This window comes from Anaerocolumna chitinilytica (assembly GCF_014218355.1).
GTDB classification, from domain to species: domain Bacteria; phylum Bacillota; class Clostridia; order Lachnospirales; family Lachnospiraceae; genus Anaerocolumna; species Anaerocolumna chitinilytica.
In genome coordinates this window covers 3,624,325-3,648,332 of the sequence record NZ_AP023368.1, presented here as the reverse complement: position 1 = coordinate 3,648,332, position 24,008 = coordinate 3,624,325, and the positions used below count along the sequence as shown (strand labels likewise).

At 40.0% G+C, this 24,008-nt stretch carries 22 protein-coding genes; all 22 read left to right on the top strand.

Annotation, left to right across the window (positions count from 1 at the left end; genetic code table 11):
• Positions 1 to 6 precede the first annotated feature (6 nt).
• The 22 genes from bsdcttw_RS15925 (at position 7) to rnpM (ending at position 23,955) form a co-directional block, all read left to right on the top strand.
• The gene (locus bsdcttw_RS15925) at positions 7 to 816 is read left to right on the top strand and encodes an MBL fold metallo-hydrolase (RefSeq protein ID WP_185255830.1); all 810 of its coding nucleotides are present in this window, start codon (positions 7 to 9) and stop codon (positions 814 to 816) included.
• Positions 817 to 897: 81 nt separating this feature from the next.
• Entirely contained in the window at positions 898 to 1,170 is a 273-nt protein-coding gene (locus bsdcttw_RS15920) for an ACT domain-containing protein (protein ID WP_185255829.1), read from the top strand.
• 25 nt (positions 1,171 to 1,195) lie between these two features.
• On the top strand, positions 1,196 to 2,560 hold the full coding sequence (locus bsdcttw_RS15915) for a PFL family protein (RefSeq protein ID WP_185255828.1): 1,365 nt from the start codon (positions 1,196 to 1,198) through the stop codon (positions 2,558 to 2,560).
• 57 nt (positions 2,561 to 2,617) lie between these two features.
• Complete coding sequence (locus bsdcttw_RS15910) at positions 2,618 to 4,075, top strand: aminoacyl-histidine dipeptidase (protein ID WP_185255827.1); 1,458 nt, start codon at positions 2,618 to 2,620, stop codon at positions 4,073 to 4,075.
• On the top strand, positions 4,072 to 5,295 hold the full coding sequence (locus bsdcttw_RS15905; protein WP_185255826.1) for a CapA family protein: 1,224 nt from the start codon (positions 4,072 to 4,074) through the stop codon (positions 5,293 to 5,295). Before bsdcttw_RS15910 ends, bsdcttw_RS15905 begins: the two co-directional genes overlap by 4 nt.
• 166 nt (positions 5,296 to 5,461) lie before the next feature.
• Entirely contained in the window at positions 5,462 to 6,703 is a 1,242-nt protein-coding gene (locus bsdcttw_RS15900; RefSeq protein WP_185255825.1) for an LCP family protein, read from the top strand.
• A 249-nt stretch (positions 6,704 to 6,952) separates the two neighbouring features.
• Positions 6,953 to 9,304 (top strand): glycosyl hydrolase family 95 catalytic domain-containing protein, encoded by a 2,352-nt coding sequence (locus bsdcttw_RS15895; protein WP_185255824.1) that lies wholly within the window; start codon positions 6,953 to 6,955, stop codon positions 9,302 to 9,304.
• Positions 9,305 to 9,658: 354 nt separating this feature from the next.
• Positions 9,659 to 10,519: a M23 family metallopeptidase gene (locus bsdcttw_RS15890; RefSeq protein WP_225903679.1), complete on the top strand. Its 861-nt coding sequence runs from the start codon at positions 9,659 to 9,661 to the stop codon at positions 10,517 to 10,519.
• A gap of 205 nt (positions 10,520 to 10,724) precedes the next feature.
• A complete protein-coding gene (locus tag bsdcttw_RS15885; protein WP_185255823.1) occupies positions 10,725 to 11,528 on the top strand; it encodes a GTP pyrophosphokinase in 804 nt (267 codons plus the stop codon).
• Positions 11,529 to 11,613: 85 nt separating this feature from the next.
• A complete protein-coding gene (locus tag bsdcttw_RS15880) occupies positions 11,614 to 12,996 on the top strand; it encodes an RsmB/NOP family class I SAM-dependent RNA methyltransferase (protein WP_185255822.1) in 1,383 nt (460 codons plus the stop codon).
• Between the two features lie 116 nt (positions 12,997 to 13,112).
• Entirely contained in the window at positions 13,113 to 13,832 is a 720-nt protein-coding gene (locus tag bsdcttw_RS15875) for a pseudouridine synthase (RefSeq protein WP_185255821.1), read from the top strand.
• A gap of 98 nt (positions 13,833 to 13,930) precedes the next feature.
• Positions 13,931 to 14,593, top strand: a complete 663-nt coding sequence (locus tag bsdcttw_RS15870; protein ID WP_330602219.1) for an HAD family hydrolase — start codon at positions 13,931 to 13,933, stop codon at positions 14,591 to 14,593.
• Between the two features lie 24 nt (positions 14,594 to 14,617).
• The gene (locus bsdcttw_RS15865; protein WP_185255820.1) at positions 14,618 to 15,628 is read left to right on the top strand and encodes an RluA family pseudouridine synthase; all 1,011 of its coding nucleotides are present in this window, start codon (positions 14,618 to 14,620) and stop codon (positions 15,626 to 15,628) included.
• 112 nt (positions 15,629 to 15,740) lie between these two features.
• Positions 15,741 to 16,289, top strand: coding sequence for a Holliday junction resolvase RecU (locus tag bsdcttw_RS15860; RefSeq protein WP_185255819.1), 549 nt, complete (start codon positions 15,741 to 15,743; stop codon positions 16,287 to 16,289).
• 218 nt (positions 16,290 to 16,507) lie between these two features.
• Entirely contained in the window at positions 16,508 to 17,878 is a 1,371-nt protein-coding gene (gene hisZ, locus bsdcttw_RS15855; RefSeq protein ID WP_330602218.1) for an ATP phosphoribosyltransferase regulatory subunit, read from the top strand.
• Between the two features lie 33 nt (positions 17,879 to 17,911).
• Positions 17,912 to 18,559: an ATP phosphoribosyltransferase gene (gene hisG, locus bsdcttw_RS15850; protein ID WP_185255818.1), complete on the top strand. Its 648-nt coding sequence runs from the start codon at positions 17,912 to 17,914 to the stop codon at positions 18,557 to 18,559.
• A gap of 52 nt (positions 18,560 to 18,611) precedes the next feature.
• Positions 18,612 to 19,910, top strand: a complete 1,299-nt coding sequence (gene hisD, locus bsdcttw_RS15845; protein WP_185255817.1) for a histidinol dehydrogenase — start codon at positions 18,612 to 18,614, stop codon at positions 19,908 to 19,910.
• A 2-nt stretch (positions 19,911 to 19,912) separates the two neighbouring features.
• Entirely contained in the window at positions 19,913 to 20,506 is a 594-nt protein-coding gene (gene hisB / locus bsdcttw_RS15840; RefSeq protein WP_185255816.1) for an imidazoleglycerol-phosphate dehydratase HisB, read from the top strand.
• 14 nt (positions 20,507 to 20,520) lie between these two features.
• Positions 20,521 to 21,840, top strand: coding sequence for a bifunctional phosphoribosyl-AMP cyclohydrolase/phosphoribosyl-ATP diphosphatase HisIE (gene hisIE, locus bsdcttw_RS15835; RefSeq protein ID WP_185255815.1), 1,320 nt, complete (start codon positions 20,521 to 20,523; stop codon positions 21,838 to 21,840).
• 234 nt (positions 21,841 to 22,074) lie between these two features.
• A complete protein-coding gene (rimP, locus tag bsdcttw_RS15830; protein ID WP_185255814.1) occupies positions 22,075 to 22,542 on the top strand; it encodes a ribosome maturation factor RimP in 468 nt (155 codons plus the stop codon).
• A gap of 80 nt (positions 22,543 to 22,622) precedes the next feature.
• The gene (gene nusA, locus bsdcttw_RS15825; protein ID WP_185255813.1) at positions 22,623 to 23,675 is read left to right on the top strand and encodes a transcription termination factor NusA; all 1,053 of its coding nucleotides are present in this window, start codon (positions 22,623 to 22,625) and stop codon (positions 23,673 to 23,675) included.
• A 4-nt stretch (positions 23,676 to 23,679) separates the two neighbouring features.
• Positions 23,680 to 23,955 carry an RNase P modulator RnpM gene (gene rnpM / locus bsdcttw_RS15820; protein WP_185255812.1) on the top strand — a complete coding sequence of 92 codons (276 nt, stop codon included), beginning with the start codon at positions 23,680 to 23,682 and terminating at the stop codon, positions 23,953 to 23,955.
• The last annotated feature ends 53 nt before the right edge of the window (positions 23,956 to 24,008 follow it).

Below are 24,008 nucleotides of genomic sequence, written 5' to 3'. Positions count from 1 at the left end.
AGAATTATGAAGTTATGCAGTCTGGCAAGCGGCAGCAGCGGCAATTGTACTTTCGTCGGCAGCAGTCATGCCAATATACTCGTTGATGCAGGAATCAGCGGGAAAAAAATAGAATACGGATTAAGCTGTATAGATGTCAAACCGGCAGATTTAGAGGGGATATTAATAACCCACGAACACTCAGACCATATTCAGGGTATCGGAGTACTGGCAAGGCGTTATCACACCCCTATTTACGGCACAAAGGAGACTCTTTTGGCTATAAGCAGGATGAAAAATATGGGGGACATTCCGTCAGAACTCTTTCGTCCGGTATTACCGGATGAAGGTTTTTATATAAATGATATTTTAGTAGAACCTTTCAGTACCTCACACGATGCAGTCAATCCAGTGTGCTATACCTTTACTTCAGAAGGAAGAAAGATCGGCATGGCAACGGACCTTGGCGTCTATGACGATTATATCATATCAAAGCTGGCCGGTTCGGAAATCTTACTACTGGAAGCGAATCACGATGAGAATATGCTTCTTGCAGGTGCTTATCCCTATTATCTGAAACAAAGAATACTTGGGGCGAGAGGACATTTATCCAATGAGACTTCCGGAAAATTACTCGGAAGAATTCTTCATGAGAAGCTCCGCTATATTACCCTTGCTCACTTAAGCAAAGAAAATAATTTTGAAGATTTGGCATACGAGACTGTAAAGCTGGAATTGAATAAAGCGATTTCTGAGAACTCCTATGCCTTAAAAGCCGATTCTGTATTAAGTGTTGCCAAAAGAGATATTCCATCGGAAATGTTATGCACAATCTAATTCTGTGCCATTTGATATAAAGAAATACCCAATTCAACTACCTAATAAGAATATTCAATATTCGGGAAAATGGAGGAAATTATGAAAAAAACTATCATATCCGTTGTAGGGAAGGACCAGGTTGGAATTATTGCAAAGGTTTGCACCTATCTTGCCGGTAATAAAATTAATATTATGGATATTTCGCAGACAATTGTCCAAGGATATTTTAATATGATGATGATTGTGGATGCCAATGAAGCTACCAAAGGGTTTGATGTCATTGCTACGGAATTAGAAGAATTGGGAAAGGAAATCGGTGTTGTTATAAAAGCACAGCATGAAGATATCTTCAACATGATGCACAGACTCTAACAAACGGATAATCGGAGGTACCTATATGATTGACATGAATGAGGTTATAGAAACCAATAAGATGATTGAACAGGAAAACCTGGATGTCAGAACCATAACCCTTGGAATAAGCCTGTTAGATTGTGCTGATAATAACCTGGATGTATTAAATAAAAAGATATATGATAAAATAACAACAGTTGCAAAAGATCTGGTTGCTACCGGAGCTGCTATTGAGCGTGAATATGGCATACCTATAGTAAATAAGAGAATTTCTGTTACTCCAATTGCATTGGTAGGCAGCTGCGCCTGCAAATCTCCTGAGGATTATGTGACTATCGCAAAAACCCTGGATGCAGCGGCAAAGGTAGTAGGTGTGAATTTTATCGGAGGATACTCGGCCTTAGTTTCCAAAGGTATGACAACAGGCGACCGCTATTTGATTGAATCCATACCGGAAGCACTTTCTGTTACTGAGAGAGTTTGTTCTTCTGTTAATGTGGGTTCTACCAAGACAGGTATTGATATGGACGCTGTTAAGCTATTGGGTGAAATTATATTAAAGACAGCGGAAAATACCAAAGAAAGAGACTCTATCGGATGTGCTAAGCTGGTAGTATTCTGCAATGCTCCCGATGACAACCCCTTTATGGCAGGTGCTTTTCATGGTGTTACGGAAGGTGATGCCGTAATTAATGTTGGTGTCAGCGGTCCGGGAGTTGTAAAGAATGCACTAAAGCGTGTAAAAGGAGCGGATTTTGAGACTCTTTGCGAAACGGTTAAGACTACAGCCTTTAAGATCACAAGAGTCGGCCAGTTAGTAGCAAGGGAGGCTTCAAAGCGCTTGAATATTCCTTTTGGGATAATTGACCTTTCCCTGGCACCTACACCTGCGGTAGGAGACAGTATTGCAGAAATTTTTGAAGAAATGGGTCTTGAAAGGGCAGGAGCACCCGGAACAACGGCAGCTCTGGCACTTCTGAATGACAATGTAAAAAAAGGCGGTGTTATGGCTTCTTCCTATGTGGGAGGTTTAAGCGGTGCGTTTATTCCTGTCAGCGAGGACAGAGGTATGATTGAAGCTGTGCAGGTAGGTGCCCTTACCTTAGAGAAACTGGAAGCTATGACCTGTGTCTGCTCTGTGGGTCTTGATATGATAGCAATACCGGGAGATACAAAAGCAACCACAATCTCGGGGATTATAGCAGATGAGATGGCTATCGGTATGATTAATCAAAAAACGACAGCAGTCAGACTGATACCGGTAATCGGTAAATCTGTGGGAGAGATGGTAGAATTCGGCGGACTATTAGGATATGCACCGGTAATGCCGGTAAATCGTTTTGCTTGTGATGATTTTATTAACAGGGGAGGAAGAATTCCGGCTCCTATCCATAGTTTTAAAAATTAAAAATCAGCCCTGTATCAGCTGAATAAGGGCGATGTAATTCAGAAAGAAGGATGCAATATGAATCAGACATTAAAAGAACTTGATTATAAAAAAGTATTTTATTATTTTACTGAAATTTCAGCTGTTCCAAGAGGCTCCAAAAACAATAAAGCAATCAGTGATTATCTGGTGGAGTTTGCAAAAACAAAAGGGTTAGCCTATCGCCAGGATGAATATGAGAATGTAATTATGTTTAAGGGAGCTACACCCGGTTATGAAAATGCTCCCGCCCTAATCTTACAGGGACATATGGATATGGTGTGTGAGAAGACAAATGACTGTACCCATGATTTCTTAAAGGAAGGTATTGAGCTGTTTACAGAAGGTGATTTTATCCACGCAGACCGCACTACCTTAGGCGGTGATGATGGGATTGCTCTTGCCTATATTCTTGCTCTTTTTGATGATGACACCTTAGAACATCCCAGACTTGAAGCTGTTATGACAACGGATGAAGAGACTGGAATGGATGGAGCTATCGGCCTTGATGTATCAGATTTTAAGGGTAAGTTACTTCTAAATATTGATTCTGAGGAAGAAGGTATACTTCTAACTAGTTCCGCCGGTGGTTTAACAGCAACCTGTGAATTGCCTTTAAAACGTATCAAAGCAGAGGGCCTTAAGATAATTATTGCGATATCGGATTTACAGGGCGGACATTCAGGTGCCGAGATTCATAAAAATCATATCAATGCAACAAAATTAATGGCAAGGCTTTTATTTGAACTAAAAGGTGCTATGGATTTTCAACTGGTAGAGTTTAATGGCGGGCTAAAAGATAATGCTATACCTAGAGATTCTAAAGCAGAAATTGTAATAGATGCTGATGAATATGACCGCTTTGCCGATATTATAAGCGGCTTATCAAGGAAATACAAAAATGAATTTGTAACCAATGAACCTCATCTTAATATTGGAGTAATGCAGGGTGAAGAAGGCGAATATAAAATACTCCATCCTACTTCCTTTGAAAAACTGCTTTTTATTCTATTAAATACACCGAATGGTGTTCAGTGTATGAGTAATGATATTCCAGGATTGGTAGAAAGTTCCTTAAACCTCGGGATTTTTCACATGGAAGAAGAGAAGGCAATTATCTGCTTTTCAGTCAGAAGTTCTGTTAACAGCTATAAAGAATTCCTGGCAAAACAGCTTAATTATATCTGTGAATTCATGGGCGGAGAATTCGTAATAAGAGGACAGTACCCAGCTTGGGAGTATAAAAAAGAATCTCCCTTAAGGGAATATTTATCCAAAGTATATGAAGAGTTATATAAGAAGGCACCTAAACTCGAAGCGATTCATGCTGGACTTGAATGCAGCTTCTTTGCTGAAAAGATTCCTGGCATCGACATGGTATCCTTAGGACCTGATATGTGGGATATTCATACGCCGAAGGAAAGACTTAGCATATCTTCAACTATTAGAGTTTATCAATATATTGAAAAAGTGATTGAGGGAATGAAGAATTTATGAGTAAACGTAAGATGTATGGTCTCCTGACCTTTATTCTTTGTACTTTTGGCTTATTGGCACTGGTAATCTGTTATGAGACAAAAGGTTATCTATGGGGGAAAGAAGGAACAAACAATTCAATAGCAGGAGATCTTGCATCGGTGTCTGGCGGAGCAGATTCGGTAACGGCTGTGCCTGACAAAGTAACCCCGACAGCAGATGATAGTAAGAATAATGGGCAGAGCACTGATTCAGGAGAGAGCGTAACAGATACGGTAACACCTTCTGCTGCTGAAGAAGAAGGTGATATTAATCTGTTCTTTGCAGGAGATATTTATTTATCCGATGCAGTAGCAGCTGCTTACAAAAATAAGGGAATAGACGGTATAATAGATTCCAAGCTTTTAAAGGATATGAAAGATGCTGATATAACGATGGTGAACCAGGAATTTACTTTTAGTAAAGGCGGAAAGCGGGCTGAGAATAAACAGTTTACTTTCCGGGTAAATCCGGACTATGTCACTGCTTTTAAGGATATGGGTATAGATGTTGTAACTCTTGCCAATAATCATTCTATGGATTTTGGAACAGAAGCGCTAAAAGATTCCTTTGATACTTTGAATGGGGCAGGAATTGCCTATGTCGGTGCCGGGAATAATCTGAAAGAGGCAAGGAACATTCATTATGTTAAAGACAAAGGGAAGACATTGGCCTTTCTAGCTGCGTCCAGAGTAATACCCGAGTATAATTGGAATGCCACTGAGACAAAACCGGGTATGCTTACCACCTATGATCCGACCTTCTTACTGGAAGATATTAAGACTGCCAGGGAGAACAGTGACTATGTAATTGTATATCTTCATTGGGGAATTGAGAGGATGGATACTCCGAAAGATTATCAAAGAAACCTGGCAAAACAGTATATCGACGCCGGGGCTGATTTGGTGATCGGAAGCCACCCTCACGTCTTACAGGGGATGGAATATTATAAGGGCAAGCCTATTATATACAGTCTTGGTAATTATATGTTTTACAGCAATATTAAAAGTACCGCCGTCTTAAAAGTAACCTTAGATGAAGAGCTTAATTCAAAAATTCAACTGCTTCCTGCTTATGCGGCGAATGGGAAGACACAGCTTATATCGGATACAAACAAAGTTCGGGAATTCTATCAATATATGAAGAGTATCTCTTTTGATGTGAATTTTGGTGAAAGTGGTTATGCTTCCCTGAACAAATAACTGGTTACATATTACCTGTGAATCCTCTGTACAGACGGAATTCCTGTGGGGGAAAGCACGGTGTTATATATAAATGGGAAATGATGTAAAATGATTTTACAACAGCCGGACATCATGCTATAATAATACCTACCATAATATGGTAATTTGTGCTTAGGAGCCGCATATGCAAAAACCAGAGACAGGAACAAATGAAAATATCATTACAGAAGAGCTACATAAGACACTGGAAGAAGATCCACTTGGAATGCAGATACTAATCAGGGGACAGGAAGATGAATTGTTAAATGATATTACAGAAAGTCTGAAAGAACAAGTAGCTGCTGAAATTGCTCCCAAGGGGAAATTAAAACAAAATTCCCGTAAGAAGCATAGAGGGTTAAAGGCTGTTCTTGTGTCAGTTGTCCTGGCTATTGTAGTTATACTTGTAATAATTATTACTCCCTTTGGGCGTGGAATACTTTTTGATGCTGTTTCCAGTTATGCTTATGGAAAGATGGTCCATGATGAAAACAGTACCATTCATCAGGAAACATCGGGTCCGACTCTGACACCTACGGATGTACCGACTGCAACACCTACGGCTGCAGGTATAACCGAGCAGGAGGATAAGACCGTTAATATTCTTCTCTTAGGGGAAGAGGCCATTAATTCAGGAATTGCAAATGGCAGAACAGATATTATGATGATTGCAACCTTGGACAAGAAGGGAAAATGTATCAAACTTACTTCTCTTATGAGAGATATGCTGGTACAAATACCCGGATTTCGGGATAATAAATTGAATGCCGCTTATGAGTACGGCGGAGTACCTTTGCTTTATGAGACCTTAAGTACCAATTTTGGTATTCATCTGGATGGTTATATGCTGGTTGGGTTCGATACCTTTGAGGATATTATAGACAAGCTTGGTGGTGTTACCATAACATTGACCAGGAATGAAGCAGATTATTTAAACAGCACCAATTATATATCCAAAGAAGAATACCGACACGTTACAACTGGTACCCAGGTACTAAACGGCAATCAGGCATTGGGTTATTGCAGAATTCGTTATGTAGCCACAGGTGATCATGAACTGAATGATTTTGGCAGAACCTCAAGACAACGGATCGTGTTAAATGCTATTTATGAAAAATATAAAACCAAGAGTCTGCCGGAACTCGCCCTCCTTGCGAATAGCATCCTCCCTGATATTACAACAGATCTTTCAAAAGAACAGTTTACAACCTATCTAAAAGAGCTGACAGAAATCCAGGGAAATGATTTAATGACCTTACGAATACCTGCGGATAACATGTATGATGTGGGAACCGTCAGAGGGATGTCGGTCTTAATTCCTGATATGAAAGAAAATACAACTCTTTTACAGAACTTTATCAATGAAGGAACTGGAGATAAGAAGTAAGCAATAAGAAATCATTAACTATAATAAAAAAGATAAAGGAACAATAAGGTATCACTTAACGCAGACGAATACGGGTGTGTGAAGGATTCCATACTGTTTCTTTCTTTTTTATTTTCAGCTTTTATTAATCTGAATAAGATAAAACCATTAAAATTACAAAATAGTACATGAGAGATTATGCTATAATAAAATTGTTTAAATGCGTGGAGTGAAAATAATATAGATTAAACTGTAGGGAGAGAATATTGCATGAATAAACCAACACAAAACACAATGAAGCTCTGGTATAACAAACCGGCAGAGAACTGGGAGGAAGCATTACCATTAGGAAATGGCAGACTTGGTGGTATGGTTTTTGGAAATGTTTATAGTGAAAGAATTCAATTAAATGAGGATAGTGTCTGGTATGGAGGACCGATGGACCGTAATAATCCGGATGCTGCTTCAAACCTTCAGCGTATTCGCAGCCTGATATCCGAAGGAAGAATGAAAGAAGCAGAAGAACTCTCTGTTATGGCATTATCGGGAACGCCGGAAGGGCAGCGGCATTATGAACCCTTGGGTGATTTATATCTTTTCTTTCGCAATGAAAAAGGCTCTGTAATGGATTATTATCGTGAATTGGACCTTGAAACGGGTACTGTAAGAGTGGAATATTGCCTGGAAGGAGTTCATTATAAAAGAGAGATATTCACCAGTTATCCCCATGGAGCCATGGTAATAAGGTTAACAGCAGACAAAAGTGGTGCAATCTCTCTACATACACAGCTTTCAAGAGGCACTGCCCCCTGGAATTATGAACCCTTTAACACTCATAAATTCCGGTATAACGGAGGGTTTAATGCTTATGTAGACAAATCCTATGCCATTTCCCCGGATAGTTCTGTGATGGCGGGGCAATGCGGGGGTAATGAAGCAATAAGTTTTGCAAGTATGTTGAAGATTCAGACAGAAGGGGGCTGCGTTTCAACACTTGGCAATTCTGTTATTGTTGAGCGTGCAGATGCTGTTACCTTGCTGCTTACTGCAAACACAACTTATAGGGAAGCGGACCCTGTAAAAGCGTGTATGGGGCAGACAGAAAGCTTAGCAGCACTTTCCTACCAGGAGCTCTACCAGGCCCATAGCAAGGACTATGGAATATTATTCTCACGGGTACAATTGCATATCAATGATAATATTACAGGGATAGAAGATTCGGACAAGAGTTGTCTGCCTACCGATGTCAGGCTGGAACGGATGAAAAAAGGAGAAGAGGATATCGGGCTGATAAACCTGTTCTTTCAGTACGGCAGATATTTACTGATAGCTAGCAGCAGACCAGGAGCTTTGCCTGCCAATCTGCAGGGAATCTGGAACAAGGATATGCTTCCTGCCTGGGATAGCAAATACACCATAAATATTAATACTCAAATGAATTACTGGCCGGCAGAGACCTGTAATCTATCGGAATGTCATCTCCCCTTATTTGACCATCTGGAAAGGATGAGAGTTAACGGAAGAAAAACAGCCAGTATCATGTATGGCTGCAGAGGATTTATGGCGCATCATAATACAGATATCTGGGCAGATACAGCACCTCAGGATGTTTGCCTTAGCTCCACCTATTGGGTTATGGGAGCGGCTTGGTTATGCCTCCATTTATGGGAGCACTACGAGTTTACGAAAGACTTGGATTTTTTAAAGGAATCCTATAATACGATGAAAGAAGCGGTGGAGTTCATCATTGACTTTTTGATAGAAGATGGTAATGGCAATCTGGTTACTAGCCCGACTCTTTCTCCTGAAAATGAGTACCGTCTTCCAAATGGTGAAACGGCTGTAATCTGCATGGGAGCATCTATGGATAATCAGATAATACATGCTCTTTTCAATGCATGTATGAAAGCCTCCGTAATCTTAGAGACAGACAAAGAATTCCGTGAGGAGATGATAAGAATATCAGCCAAGGTACCGGAGATGAAAATCGGGAAATACGGTCAAATAATGGAATGGACACAAGATTATGAGGAGATCGACCCGGGACATCGTCATATATCTCATCTATTTGCTTTGCATCCGGGAAATCAGATTTCCGTAGAGAAAACCCCTGACTTAGCAGAAGCGGCAAAGAAGACACTGAATAGAAGGCTGGCAAACGGAGGCGGACATACAGGCTGGAGCAGAGCATGGATTATTAATATGTGGGCTCGCTTGGAAGAAGGAGAGAAGGCATATCAAAATATTTTAGAATTGCTTCGTAATTCAACCTTGCCAAATTTATTTGACAATCATCCGCCCTTTCAAATTGACGGTAATTTCGGATGCTCTGCAGGTATAGCAGAAATGCTGCTTCAAAGCCATCAGGAGGAGATTCATATTCTTCCTGCACTGCCTAGTGCCTGGAAAGAAGGCTATGTAAAAGGGTTAAAGGCAAGAGGAGGATATGAGATAGATATCAGCTGGAAAGAAGGAAATGCAAATGAGATTACAATTAGGGCTGCTTATGATGGAAAAATACGATTAAGAGTTAAAGATAAGACAGAGGATTTTAATGCTTTGGCAGGGATGACTTATATACTTGATAATAAATTGCAATGTATAAGTACTTATAAGAGATAAACTAACCCTGTCAGGTGGTATAGTTTTAAAAGACAGGCATATAATGTTAGGGACATTTCGTAAAACTGGTATGTGTAGAAAAATATACATACTGGGGAAAGCCTGGCGGTTATAGATAATAATCAGATAAAGAAAAAACTTCAAAGGATAAGTGCAGACAATCAAAAAAGAGCAAAAAAAGGGAGCCGATTAGGCAAACAGCAAAAAATTGCAACCGTTCCGGAAAATCCAATTAAGCTAAGCGCCGCAGAGATTACAAAGAAAATCAAGAAGCAAAGCAGCGTAAGGAATCAGATTAGAATTACCGAATATGAAGGGACATCCGTACGAAGATTACCCCTTTCTGAAAGAAAGATGAACAGGGTAATAAACAGTAATAAAATTCTGATTGGTGCTGTTTTAATACTTACCATACTTATATTGATAAGAACATTGTCCTGGCTGGATTCTTACAGCGTAAACAAGGCCTATAAGACCATAATAAGAGAAGGTATTAATTATGATTATTTTCGGAATATGCTGTTGCCTCAGGATTTATTGAGGGATATTAATGTATGTTATCAAAAGGGACAGGAAGAGGAAAGTGAATGTAAGGCAGAGTATGCTGCCATATATACCATGTTAAAGCAGAGTAATCTGATAAAGGGTGATAATATATCCGAAAAGAAACTTTATTATTTGCAGGATAAATTAAAGGATAATAAGTCTTTTCAGGAATTAACAGGGTACTATCAGACTTTACTATCAGATGTTAAGCTTTTTCCGGTAAAAGCAGAAAGCAAAGATGATATCGTATCCTTTGGAGATTCCTGGAATGAACTTAGAAATTACGGCGGTAACAGAAGACATGAAGGAACAGATATTATGCCAAAGGAGAATATAAGAGGAAAGTATGAGGTTATAAGTGCATCAGATGGCATAGTTGAAAGGCTTGGCTGGTTGGAGAAGGGAGGCTACAGAGTTGGTATTAGAGCTCCCCACGGAGCCTATTTTTATTATGCCCATCTGGACTCCTATGCTAAAGGCCTAAAAACCGGAGATATCATAAAAGCCGGAGAGTTTTTAGGTTATATGGGAGATAGCGGATATGGAAAGGAAGGCACAAAAGGTATGTTTCCGGTACATCTGCATTTTGGAATTTATCTGGACACGGCACTTGGTGAGACCAGTGTAAATCCCTATCAATGCTTACTTTATCTGGAGAAAAAGCGATAAAATAGGCCTTTTAATTTATTTCCACTATGCGGCAATTTGTGTTATAATAAGACTGGATTTATTTGATTTGTGATAAAAGCAGAAACAATTATGCAATCAATGTAAGTTGAATTCATTTATTTCATCAACTTATCCGACATCATAAATTAATATGTAAGAACAGGAGGGATACGACAGGGAACTTCGTATCCGGAAAGAGGTTTTAATGGAAATACAATTATGGAGAGAAATTCTGGACCCTTATGCCTTAGCAGTTGATGAACTGGTAGTAAAATTCAACCACATAATTGAAGAGTATAAGAAGAAAGGGGAATACTCGCCAATAGAACAGGTTAACGGAAGAGTTAAAACCATTTCAAGTATTCTGGGAAAGGCCCAGAAGAAGAACATCCCCTTGCAGGATATTGAAGATAAGATGGAGGATATTGCCGGTATTCGTATTATCTGCCAGTTCGTAGAAGATATAGAGAAAGTAGTAGAAATTATAAAGATGCGTACCGACATGCAGGTAAAGAGTGAGAAAGATTATATAACCAACATGAAGGCCAGCGGCTATAGAAGCTACCATATGATTATTTATTATAAGGTGGAGACCTTAAACGGTACAAAGCAGGTACAGGCCGAGATACAGATTCGTACCCTGGCCATGAATTTTTGGGCTACCATAGAACACTCTCTTCAGTATAAATATAAGGAAAATATGCCGGAACAGATTAGAACAAGACTTAGTAAAGCAGCGGATGCGATAATATCCTTAGACCAGGAGATGTCTTCTGTCAGAGATGAGATCATGGATGCTCAGAATTCTTTTAAAGTAAAAGCGAATATGGTAGCAGATATACTGACCAATATTCAGAATTTATATATGGTAGCGAATAAAAGAGAAGTTGTAAAAATACAGGACGAATTCTTTAAAATATATGAAACCGGTGACTTAGAACAGTTAGAGCGTTTTAATAGAGAATTGGACAAAATCTCCGAAGGATACCGGGCTCAGAGCCTCGGTTAAGTAAACTCGGAATACCAAATTACTGTCAGACCAAAAGGGATGGCAATAATTTTAATATGGAAGTATTAAATAGAAAGAGGAAAGAATGAAATTACCACAGACCTTTGAAACACGCATGAAAGAAATGCTTGGAGAAGAATATAAAGATTATGAGAAAACCCTGGAGGAGAAGCATTACAGCGGCATAAGGGTAAATACATTAAAGATATCGCCGGAAGAATTTGAAAAAATAGCTCCATTTTCAATTACAAGAATTCCTTGGATTAAAAACGGTTATTATTACAATCAAAATGAACAGCCTGCAAGACATCCGTATTATTTCGCCGGGCTTTATTATATACAGGAACCAAGCGCAATGACTCCCGCCAGCTTACTTCCGGTTACACCGGGGGATAAAGTGCTGGATATTTGTGCTGCTCCGGGAGGAAAGAGTACGGAACTTGGAGCGAAGCTTTGCGGCAAGGGAGTTTTGGTATCCAATGATATCTCCAATTCCAGGGCGAAGGCGCTTCTTAAGAACATAGAGCTGTTTGGTATTCGCAATCCGGTTATAGCCAGTGAAGCACCGGGAAAGTTAGTGGACTATTTTACGGAATATTTTGACAAGATTCTTGTAGATGCTCCCTGTTCCGGTGAAGGGATGTTTCGTAAAAGCCCTGCAATCATGAAAAATTGGGAACAATATGGTGTGGAGTATTATAATAAACTGCAAAAGGAAATCATTCTTCAAGCAGCGAGAATGCTGAAACCCGGAGGATATCTTCTCTATTCTACCTGTACCTTTTCAAAGGAAGAGAACGAAGGGACTATATCCTATTTATTGGAGCAATACCCCGAATTTCAGGTAGTGGATCCTCTTACTGACAACAGCGTGTCCTATGAAGGCTTCTCTCATGGAAGACCGGAATGGGGAAATGGAAGAGAAGAACTTAAGAACTGTATTCGTTTGTGGCCCCATAAGATAAAGGGAGAAGGACATTTTATCGCACTGTTAAGAAAAGGTGAACCCAAGGGAGATAGCCTGATTGCTGTATCCGGAAACCTTGGTAAATTAAAGATAACAAAAGAAGCAGAGGATTTTCTTTCAGAAATTCCCCTGCCCATAAACGAAGAAAATCTCTTGGTAAAAGAGGACAGGCTCTATCTTCTGCCAAGTGAACTCCCTGAGTTAAAAGGACTTCGTCTGCTCCGTCAGGGGCTTTTACTGGGAGAAATGAAAAAGGGACGTTTTGAGCCCAGTCAAGCGCTGGCAAGTGCTTTGTATAAAGGGGATTACCATAAGGTTATTGATCTGCCGGGGAACAGTGCAGAAGTAATCAAATATCTAAAATGCGAAACCATTGAAGCAAACAGTACAAAGGGTGACGGTTATCATTTGGTTACAGCCGATTCTTACTCTCTGGGCTGGGGAAAGCTAGCCAAGGGTTCTTTGAAAAATAAATATCTTCCCGGTTGGAGATGGATGTAATATCTTCATAAATACATGGAAGTTAGTAAGATAGACGGCAATACAACAGATGGGAAGTAACAGAGTATAGGCAGTTAAGGAAAACAACGCGGGCTTAGAAAGGAAATTACCGGAATATGGGTGAATATCTTCGTTTGGATAAATATCTTGCAGATATGGGAATTGGTACCCGTAGTGAGGTAAAAGGTTATATCAGAAAAGGTCGTGTGAAAATAAACGGGCAGGTGGCAAAGCAGCCTGAAAGTAAAATCACTTCAGAAGATAAGATTACCTTTGATGAAAGAGTCATTTCTTATATAGTGACAGAGTACTTTATGTTAAATAAACCGGCAGGAGTAGTCTCTGCCAGTAGAGATAAATTTGCTTCCACTGTGGTGGATTTGATTGAAGAAGGAAAGAGAAAGGATCTTTTTCCTGTGGGAAGACTGGATAAAGACACGGAAGGGCTTTTAATTATTACAAACGACGGAGATCTTGCACATAGATTACTCTCACCTAAGAAACATGTAAAAAAGTTATATTTTGCCAGAGTACAGGGACGAGTAGCAGAGGCAGATATTAATAGATTTCAGGAAGGCATAAATCTGGAAGAGGACTTTACGACTCTCCCGGCTGAATTGGAGATTATAAGTTCTGGGGAAGAGTCAGAGGTCCTTGTTACCATCAGCGAAGGCAAATTTCACCAGATAAAGCGAATGTTTGAAGCGGTGGGAAAGGAAGTCCTTTATTTAAAACGATTACAGATGGGAACACTTGCTCTGGATGAAAGCTTAAACCCGGGAGAATATAGAAAGCTTACCGATGAAGAAATACAGCTATTGCAAAATCAGCATTGAAGCTCAACATAGATGTTTATTTAAATAATAACACATTTTACTTTGCTGATTTGCTGATGGAAAATATCCAGTGTATTGAAGTATGGAGGACTAGTTAGATGACATTAAAAAAGGAGATATTTCAAGGGATAGAAGCGGTTCTGTTTGATTTGGACGGAACCTTAATAGACTCCATGTGGATATGGGAGGATATAGACAGAGAATATCTTGGGAAGTTTGGGATAGATTTACCTGATGACCTGGAGGAAATGGTTCAGGGAATGAGCTTTTCAGAAACAGCGGAGTATTTTAAGAAACGCTTTCATATTCCTCAGCCCATAGAGGAAATCAAGGCGGAATGGAATAGGATGGCATGGGATAAGTACTCCAATGAAGTGCCTTTAAAAGAAGGAGTGCTGGCTTTTTTAGAAGAATTGCAGCAACAGGGAATTCGCATGGGCATAGCCACCAGCAATTCAAAAGAATTGGTGGAGCTCGTTATCTCAAAGTTGGGGGTAAAGGAGTATTTTCATTCCATCAGAACTTCTTGTGAGGTGGCAAAAGGAAAACCCTCCCCGGATATCTACGAACTGGTTGCAAGGGATTTAGGTGCAGCAGCAGAAAACTGCCTGGTATTTGAGGATATTATTCAAGGGATACAAGCCGGAAAAAACGCAGGGATGCGAGTATGCGGTGTTTATGATAAAAATTCGGAGAGAGATGCTGTAAGGAAAAGAGAAGAAGCAGATTATTATATCAATTCTTATCTGGAGTTAGCATGACCCCCATGGAGGATTATTAGTAAAATGAAGACTATTATAGCAGGTAAGAATGAAGCTGGGCAGCGTTTGGACAAATTACTGTTTAAAGTATTAAAAAAAGCTCCTAAAAGCTTTGTTTATAAAATGCTTCGTAAAAAGAACATAACCTTAAATGGAAAAAAGGCAGAAGGCTCTGAGATGGTTAATACAGAAGATGAAATAAAACTGTTCTTATCCGAGGAGACCCTTGAGAAGTTTTCTGATAATTATAGTAATCCCCTGCCGCAGATATCCTCTGAGGATGGGGTTCCTGAAAACCTCAAGGAAAATTTTCAGGTGGTCTATGAAGATGCCAATGTGCTAATCGTAAATAAGCCTGCAGGAATGCTCTCCCAAAAGGCGAAAGAATCAGATATTTCTCTGGTGGAACATGTAATTTCTTATCTGCTGAATACAGGATGTATTACACCAAAGGAGCTGGAGACCTTTAAACCCGGTATCTGTAACCGTCTTGACCGGAATACCAGCGGGTTGGTAGCGGCAGGAAAGACCTTAGCGGGATTAAAGACACTATCAGAACTTTTTAGGGAGAGAACCCTCTCAAAGTATTACCTCTGTCTTGTAAAAGGGGTGGTAAAAGAAGATAAAAAGATAACCGGTTTTCTTATAAAAGATGAGAAGACTAATCAGGTCAAAGTTCTTGCGAAAGCAGCAGATAATGCGGATTATATTGAGACGGAATATACCCCTCTCCAAGGCAATAAGGATTATACTCTGTTAAAGGTGAAATTAATCACCGGAAAGACCCATCAGATCAGAGCACATTTAAGCAGTATCGGCTGTCCCATTATAGGGGATGGCAAATACGGAGATAAGAACATAAATGATAAGTTTAGGCAGAAATTCAGACTAACCCACCAATTGCTCCATTCCTATGAGATGATATTTCCAAAGAATATACAGGGAGAACTTAGCAATCTTTCCGGTCTGCAGCTGACGGCTGAGCTTCCTGATTATTTTATCAGGATTATAATAGCATGTATAAATAAAGATTGAACTTTCGACTTACTCTTTACCAGAAGAGATACCTATAGCACAAAACCTTTATGGGCTGGTTAAGAGTAAGCTTCGAAAGTTCAACTTATATTGAGAAAAAGGAGGAAAAATAATGCCTTCATGGAATTCCAGAGGTCTTAGAGGCTCCGCACTGGAGGAACTGATAAACCTTACTAATACGAAATACAGGGAGAAAAATCTTGCTCTCATTCAGAAAATTCCTACACCTATAACACCCATTACGATAGACAAGGAAAACCGTCATATAACGCTGGCTTATTTTGAAGAGAAAAGTACGGTGGATTATATCGGTACAGCACAGGGAATCCCGGTATGTTTTGATGCCAAGGAATGTGCCAGTGATACCTTTGCCCTTCAGAATGTCCATGAACATCAGGTGGAATTTATGAAGGATTTTGAGAAACAAGGAGGGATTGCTTTTCTCTTAATCTATTATTCTAAAAGAAATTATTATTACTACTTACCCTTGAAGGATTTACTGGTATTCTGGAACCGGGCGAAAGAGGGAGGAAGAAAGAGCTTCCGTTTCGAAGAGCTTGATGCTGATAACACGATATCCTGCATGAACAGTATATACATACATTATCTGGTCAATATTGCGAAGGATGCACAAAACAGAGAAAAGCAGCAGTCTTGTTAAGCCTAAAAGAAAAGGTTGACACAAAGTATGCATTGTATTATAATTGTTTCACATCTTTCTGCTAATGAATTATCACGTTACCACAATGAAGCGAATGTGCTAGATTGTAATTTCATAGAGTATTTTGCAGGATCTTACATAAACTATTTGAATTAAGAATCGGGAATCTCATATTTAATATTGATTTCGATTTTATCATGGATACAGAAAGAGATGGGTTGAAAGAAAATTTTAGAGGAAAGAGTATGCCGCAGATTCCTTCTTTCAATCATAAGCGGCGGGGAACCAAAGCTGTCAAAGTGATGCTTTTGATTCCGACAGGTATGGATATGAACGATAAACTGTTGCATACACCGGAAGGTGTCAGAGATATTTACAACCATGAATGTGAGAGGAAGCTTCATATACAGAGGAAGCTCCATCATGTGATGGAACTTCACGGTTTTCGGGATATACAGACGCCAACCTTTGAATTCTTTGAAATTTTCAGCCAGGAGAGAGGTACTGTTCCTCAAAAGGATATGTACAAGTTCGTTGACAGAGACGGAAACACCCTGGTGCTAAGACCGGATATAACACCGTCTATTGCACGGTGTGCCGCTAAATATTACAAAGAAGAAAAGCTTCCCATTCGTCTGTGCTACATGGGAAGTATTTTTATAAATAACACCAGTTATCAGGGAAAGTTAAAGGAAGCTACCCAGCTTGGAGCGGAGCTTATCAATGATCCTACCGTTAATGCAGATGCGGAAATGATTGCATTAACCATTGAATGTCTGTTAGAAACCGGGCTAACAGAATTTCAAGTTGAAATCGGAGAAGCAGGTTTTTTCTATGGATTGACGGAGGAAGCCGGTTTTACAGAAGAGGAAGAAGCTCAGCTTCGAAATCTGATTGAAGAAAAGAATATGTTCGGAGTGGAAGAACTCCTGTCAGAAAAAGAAATCAGTGAGGAGTTAAAGAGTGCCTTTCTGACCCTTACTGAACTGTTTGGTTCCACAGAGCGGCTCTTGGAAGCAAAAAAAATCACAAAAAATGCAAAAGCATTAAAAGCTATCGAACGGTTAGAAGAAGTATATGAGATACTTACTCTATATGGACTAGAAAAATATATTACCTTTGACCTTGGAATGCTCAGCCAATACAATTACTATACCGGAATTATTTTTAGGGCTTATACCTATGGCACCGGAGATATCATTGCCAGCGGAGGAAGATATGATAATCTGGTTGGACAATTTGGTAAGGAAGCTCCGGCTATCGGAATCGCTATTTTGGCTGACCAGCTTATGTCAGCCCTTACAAGACAGAAAATTACAATAGAAACCAACGACAATAACACCTTAATACTGTACCGCAAAGCTTTTCAAAAAACAGCTATTTCCCTGGCGAACCGTTTTCGCAGTCAAAATATGAATATAGAACTTATCACTTTTGAAGAAGGGGACTCCCTTACAGAGTATAAGGAATATTGCAAAAGAAACAGTATAGGCGGTATCCTGTTCTTTGAAAAAGAAGATTTTGTAGAAGTAATTAATTCTCAAACCGGGGAGATTAACACAGCAAAGCTCTCGGAATTTTTAGCCTGATAAATAGTATATAAAGTATGGGAGAACATGCGGATGAGATATCTGACATTTGCACTGGCCAAAGGAAGGCTGGCAAAAAAGACAATGGGAATACTGGAGCAGGTAGGTTATACCTGTGAAGAAATGAATGATCCGGATTCCAGGAAATTGATATTTGTAAATGAAGAACAGAAAATTAAAATATTTTTAGCAAAAGCAAATGACGTCCCAACCTATGTGGAATACGGGGCAGCTGACATCGGGGTGGTCGGAAAGGACACCATCCTGGAAGAGGGGCGAAAGCTCTATGAGGTCATTGATTTAGGCTTTGGCAAGTGCCGCATGTGTGTGGCAGGACCTGCTTCAGCCAGAGAATTGCTGCAGCATGGTGAATTAATTCGTGTGGCAACCAAGTATCCCAACATTGCGAAGGATTATTTCTATAATAAAAAGCATCAGACCGTGGAAATCATCAAACTAAACGGCTCCATAGAACTTGCCCCTATTGTCGGATTATCAGAGGTTATTGTGGATATTGTTGAAACCGGTTCTACTCTAAGAGAAAACGGACTGGAAGTCCTGGAGGAGATATGTCCTCTCTCAGCCAGAATGGTGGTAAATCAGGTAAGTATGAAGATGGAACAGGAACGAATCAATAAGCTCATAGCGGATTTACGAGAAGTTCTTGCCAGAACAAAATAAAGCATGCCTGTAGCTCAAAGCTTGCAGACTTAGAGAAGGGATGGTTATTATTATGAGGATAGCAAAGCTAGAAAAAGAGATAAAAGAAGATATTCTGAAGAATCTTTTAAAAAGAAGTCCCAACCAGTATGAGACCTATGAAAAGGCAGTAATGGAAATCATAGAGGAAGTAAAAATCAATAGAGATGCTGCCCTTTTTGAATATACCAAGCGTTTTGATAAGGCTGATATCAACGAAACGACTATCCGTGTAACCTCGGAAGAAATAGAAGAAGCCTATCGTCTGATTGACCCAAAGGTTGTTGAGGTTATTCGAAAATCTGCCGAGAATATCAGGGCTTATCATATAAAGCAAAAACAATACAGCTGGTTTGACAGTGAACCAAACGGTATTATTCTGGGACAAAAGGTTACTCCGTTAGCAGCAGTCGGGGTTTATGTACCTGGTGGTAAGGCAGCGTATCCCTCCTCTGTATTAATGAATGTAATCCCTGCTAAAGTAGCAGGTGTTAAGAGAATTGCCATGACCACCCCGCCGGACAGCGAAGGAAAGATTTATGCCGGAACCCTTGTTGCCGCAAAAGAAGCTGGTGTTACGGAAATCTATAAGGCAGGCGGTGCCCAGGCTATAGCAGCCCTTGCCCATGGCACTGAGTCTATACAAAAGGTTGATAAGATTGTAGGACCCGGTAATATCTATGTTGCATTGGCAAAAAAAGCAGTCTATGGGCATGTAAGTATTGATTCTATTGCAGGCCCCAGTGAGATTCTGGTTCTTGCCGATGAGAGCGCTAATCCAAGATATGTAGCCGCGGACCTTTTGTCCCAGGCAGAGCATGATGAGTTAGCAAGTGCAATTCTAATCACGACCAGTGAAGCTTTAGCTTATCAGGTATCCGATGAAATCAAGAGATTTACTGCAGTGTTATCCAGAAAAGAAATTATCGAAAAGTCACTTGAGAATTACGGTTACATCCTAATAGCTTCTGACATGGAAGAGGCGGTGGTGACTGCCAATGAGATAGCTTCCGAACACCTGGAGATACTTACGAAGGACCCTTTTTCCATTATGACAAAGATACAGAATGCGGGAGCAATCTTTCTTGGAGAGTATAGCAGTGAACCTCTAGGCGACTACTATGCGGGTCCCAATCACGTTCTTCCTACCAATGGAACAGCAAAGTTTTTTTCACCATTGAGTGTGGATGATTATATTAAGAAATCCAGTATCATTTCTTATTCCAAAGAGGCTCTGGAACCGGTATATCAGGATATTATCCGCTTCGCCAAGGCGGAGGGACTTACTGCCCATGCCAATTCCATCGCAGTGCGTTTTGAAGAGGAGGAATAGGGATGGAAAGAATAAGCAGGATAAACAGGAAAACAAAAGAAACAGATATAACCCTTACAATTAATCTGGATGGAACCGGAGAAGGAAAGATAAATACCGGAATCGGCTTCTTTGATCATATGCTGGAGGGATTTGCAAAGCACGGTTTCTTTGACTTGGAAGTAACTGCAATTGGGGATCTGTATGTGGATGGACACCATACCGTAGAAGATACCGGTATTGTATTAGGTCAGGCAATCCGACAGGCTTTGGGTGAGAAGAAAGGGATTAAAAGGTTTGGGAACTTTATGCTTCCCATGGATGAATCTCTCGTTGTATGTGCTATAGATTTATCCGGCAGGCCTTATCTGGTCTGTGAGCTTGGAGAGCTTGCACCTATGGTGGGAGAACTTGATACGCAATTGATTCAGGAGTTCTTCTATGCCTTATCCTATAGTGCCGGTATGAATCTTCATATTAAGAAGATTCACGGCAGCAATACACATCACATTATTGAAGCAGCTTTTAAAGCTTTTGCCAAGGCACTGGATGAAGCAGCTTCTTCTGACAGCAGGATAAAGGATGTGCTTTCTACGAAAGGAATGATAGAAAAGTAAGGATGGAGACAGTTATGGAGAAGAAAATAATACCATGGATTGTTTATGATAGAGATAATGCAGAGGAATTTCTAAAGCAGGGAGCAGAGTTTGAAGCCTACGGTGCAGATGAACTCTATATTAAATGCGACTCTAAAGATTATACTGAGAAGGAGGAATTCTTAAAGGCTTCTGGGGAGCTGGCGAAACAGGTAGATATCCCGATTATAATAAATTATAAACTGGAACGTTTTGAAGACGTAAAAAAGGCTCTTTATACGGGAGCAAAAGCCATGGCAGTGAATGCATGGGACTTCATGGAGGATAGTTTGTCAGTCGGAGCTGGAGAGATAGAGGAGCTTACGACTGTAAAAGCGTTAAAGGAAGCTTCAGCACGCTTCGGAAAAGATAGAATTTATCTTGTTATTAACGAAAAAACTGAAAACAGCCTGATAGAGTCAGTAAAAGAGTTTGTATCAGCTATTATAGTAGATAATAATTGGAAGGACTTCGTTCCTAAGTCAGAGCTTCCGGTATATATACAAATAACTGAACCGATACAGCAGGAGAATGAAGCCAAAGACAGAAGTCAGGAACTCTTTAAGCTCACAAAGCAGGCTCTTTTGGAGGAGAATACCCTGGGTATTCTTACAGACTTCTCTCAGAGGGAGGAGTTAAATGCTTTTAAGAGAAACTTAAAGGCAGAGGGTATCCTGGTTAACACCTATGAAAGCAGTATACCCTTTTCGGAAATGAAGAAGAACAATGACGGGCTTTTGCCGGTAGTAGTCCAGGATTATAAAACGAAGGAAGTCCTGATGGTGGCCTATATGAATGAGGAAGCCTATAATATGACGGTAGAAACGGGAAAAATGACGTATTATAGCAGAAGCCGCAGCAAACTATGGATAAAAGGTGAGACTTCCGGTCATTTCCAGTATGTTAAATCCCTGACAGTGGATTGCGATAAAGATACACTTCTTGCGAAAGTACGTCAAATTGGGCCTGCCTGCCATACCGGAAGTCCTACCTGCTTTTTTGAAGAAACTTATAAGAAACCTTACGATGATATTAATCCGCTTACCGTATTAGATGAGGTCTTTCAAGTCATTATAGACCGTAAAGAGCATCCCAAAGAAGGTTCCTATACCAATTATCTTTTTGATAAGGGCATTGATAAGATACTAAAGAAGTGCGGGGAAGAGGCAGCGGAAATCATAATCGCCGCCAAGAATCCGGATTCCTCAGAGCTTAAATACGAAATATCCGACTTTTTGTACCACATGATGGTGCTCATGGCAGAATGCGGACTGGACTGGAAAGATATAATAAAGGAATTGGCTCATAGGCGGTAAGCTCATATGAAGAAAGCTCATAGGAAGAAAGCATTAGAATTCAAGGATTTTGCTTAAAAGTTCAGTAACGAGTTTTAGAGTTAGATTCATCAATCATTGAAAAATCAAAAATATGGGAAATAATACTTGATTTCCCTAGATAGTAATGATATAATACTTAATTGAGAGTGTAAAAAGATTTGGAAGGAGTGGACGAAAGTCCACTCTTTGTATTTATAGAAAGGTATGGTGAAGATGGCAAAGAAAGAAGAATATGAACAGAAAACAGAGCGGTTGTTAGAGCCTATCATGTCCGAACATCATTTTGAAGTAGTGGATGTGGAATATGTAAAGGAAGGAAGCAACTGGTATCTAAGGGCTTACATCGATAAACCCGGAGGAATCACCGTAGATGACTGCGAATTAGTCAGTAGGGCATTAAGTGATTTATTGGATAAGCATGATTTTATACCGGATGCCTATATTTTAGAAGTCAGCTCACCAGGCCTTGGAAGACAGCTTAAGAAGGAAAAAGATTTTAAGAGAAGCCTTGGCGAAGAAGTGGATGTAAAGCTTTATAAGGCAATTGAAAAACAGAAGCAATTCACAGGTATTTTAAAGGCTTATGACGAAGAGAAGATTACACTGGAATTTGAAGAGGGTGAGACATTAGAAATCCCAAGGCAAAATATTTCCTTAATACGCCTTGCATTCGATTTTTAACATTGTTTTATAAGACCCGCATTAAAGGATAGTGAAAATAAACCCCGTTATGCAGGAGAAAAGAGGAGGATTCGCAGAAAATGAACGGTAACAAAGAGTTAATTGACGCATTAAACCAGATTGAAAGAGAAAAAGATATCAGTAAGGATATTCTGTTAGAAGCCATGGAGAACTCGCTGGTGGCTGCCTGTAAGAATCACTTTGGCAAGGCAGACAACATCAAAGTTAACATAAATAGAGAATCAGGTGCTGTAAATGTCTATGCTGAAAGAGAGATTGTAGAGACAGTAACAGATCCGGTTACTCAGATAAGTGTTGTGGAAGCCAGATTGAAATTCCCCAGAAATGATATCGGTGACATCGTTAGTGTGGAAGTAACTCCTAAGAATTTTGGACGTATTGCTGCCCAGAAAGCAAAACAGGTAGTGGTACAAAAGATCAGGGAAGAAGAAAGAAAGGTACTATACAACCAATATTACAGTAAAGAAAAAGATGTGGTGACCGGTATTGTACAGCGTTATGTAGGAAATAATGTAAGTATTAATCTGGGAAAGGTAGATGCTGTGCTTGCTGAAAATGAGCAGGTAAAGGGAGAGCATTTCAGACCCACCGACCGAATAAAATTATATGTTCTGGAAGTAAAGGATACTACGAAAGGCCCTAAAATCACCGTATCCAGAACCCATCCGGAATTGGTGAAGAGATTATTTGAATCAGAAGTAGCAGAAGTTAAGGACGGAACCGTAGAAATCAAGAGTATTTCCAGAGAATCCGGCTCCAGAACAAAGATAGCGGTTTATTCCAATAATCCGGATGTAGATCCTGTCGGTGCCTGTGTTGGTATCAACGGAGCCAGAGTAAATGCGATTGTAAATGAGCTCAGGGGAGAAAAGATTGATATTATCAATTGGAGTGAAGATCCGGCAATCCTCATAGAGAATGCTTTAAGCCCTGCAAAAGTTGTTGCGGTTTCTGTAGATGTAGCGGAAAAGAGCGCCCGTGTTATCGTACCGGATTATCAGCTCTCTTTAGCTATCGGTAAGGAAGGACAGAATGCACGTCTGGCAGCAAGATTAACAGGATTTAAGATTGACATCAAGAGCGAGACCCAGGCTGACGAAATTGGATGGTAAGAGTATGGCAGCAGTTAAGAAAATTCCTCAGAGACAGTGTATCGGCTGTGGGGAAATGAAGAATAAAAAAGAAATGATCCGTGTGATCAAAACACCGGAGGATATTATATTGCTTGATACTACAGGTAAAAAGAACGGCAGAGGCGCATATCTGTGCAAATCGGAAGAGTGTTTTTTGAAAGCAGTTAAGAGCAAAGGCCTGGAAAGGTCCTTGAAAGTAAATATTCCTGCTGAGGTGTATGAGGAATTGAAGAAGGAGCTGAATGGACTTGGCATATGAAAACAATAGCGCAAAGACAGAACAGGGCATTGCAGGTAACACAAATAATACCG

Coding starts and splice junctions, on each gene's coding strand:
- bsdcttw_RS15920 (WP_185255829.1), top strand. CDS start 898: ATGAAAAAAACTATCATATCCGTTGTAGGGAAGGACCAGGTTGGAATT.
- hisG (WP_185255818.1), top strand. CDS start 17,912: ATGAGATATCTGACATTTGCACTGGCCAAAGGAAGGCTGGCAAAAAAG.
- bsdcttw_RS15870 (WP_330602219.1), top strand. CDS start 13,931: ATGACATTAAAAAAGGAGATATTTCAAGGGATAGAAGCGGTTCTGTTT.
- bsdcttw_RS15865 (WP_185255820.1), top strand. CDS start 14,618: ATGAAGACTATTATAGCAGGTAAGAATGAAGCTGGGCAGCGTTTGGAC.
- hisIE (WP_185255815.1), top strand. CDS start 20,521: ATGGAGAAGAAAATAATACCATGGATTGTTTATGATAGAGATAATGCA.
- rimP (WP_185255814.1), top strand. CDS start 22,075: ATGGCAAAGAAAGAAGAATATGAACAGAAAACAGAGCGGTTGTTAGAG.
- bsdcttw_RS15910 (WP_185255827.1), top strand. CDS start 2,618: ATGAATCAGACATTAAAAGAACTTGATTATAAAAAAGTATTTTATTAT.
- hisD (WP_185255817.1), top strand. CDS start 18,612: ATGAGGATAGCAAAGCTAGAAAAAGAGATAAAAGAAGATATTCTGAAG.
- bsdcttw_RS15885 (WP_185255823.1), top strand. CDS start 10,725: ATGGAAATACAATTATGGAGAGAAATTCTGGACCCTTATGCCTTAGCA.
- bsdcttw_RS15875 (WP_185255821.1), top strand. CDS start 13,113: ATGGGTGAATATCTTCGTTTGGATAAATATCTTGCAGATATGGGAATT.
- bsdcttw_RS15895 (WP_185255824.1), top strand. CDS start 6,953: ATGAATAAACCAACACAAAACACAATGAAGCTCTGGTATAACAAACCG.
- bsdcttw_RS15890 (WP_225903679.1), top strand. CDS start 9,659: ATGAACAGGGTAATAAACAGTAATAAAATTCTGATTGGTGCTGTTTTA.
- bsdcttw_RS15925 (WP_185255830.1), top strand. CDS start 7: ATGAAGTTATGCAGTCTGGCAAGCGGCAGCAGCGGCAATTGTACTTTC.
- nusA (WP_185255813.1), top strand. CDS start 22,623: ATGAACGGTAACAAAGAGTTAATTGACGCATTAAACCAGATTGAAAGA.
- bsdcttw_RS15905 (WP_185255826.1), top strand. CDS start 4,072: ATGAGTAAACGTAAGATGTATGGTCTCCTGACCTTTATTCTTTGTACT.
- bsdcttw_RS15900 (WP_185255825.1), top strand. CDS start 5,462: ATGCAAAAACCAGAGACAGGAACAAATGAAAATATCATTACAGAAGAG.
- bsdcttw_RS15880 (WP_185255822.1), top strand. CDS start 11,614: ATGAAATTACCACAGACCTTTGAAACACGCATGAAAGAAATGCTTGGA.
- bsdcttw_RS15915 (WP_185255828.1), top strand. CDS start 1,196: ATGATTGACATGAATGAGGTTATAGAAACCAATAAGATGATTGAACAG.
- bsdcttw_RS15860 (WP_185255819.1), top strand. CDS start 15,741: ATGCCTTCATGGAATTCCAGAGGTCTTAGAGGCTCCGCACTGGAGGAA.
- hisB (WP_185255816.1), top strand. CDS start 19,913: ATGGAAAGAATAAGCAGGATAAACAGGAAAACAAAAGAAACAGATATA.
- rnpM (WP_185255812.1), top strand. CDS start 23,680: ATGGCAGCAGTTAAGAAAATTCCTCAGAGACAGTGTATCGGCTGTGGG.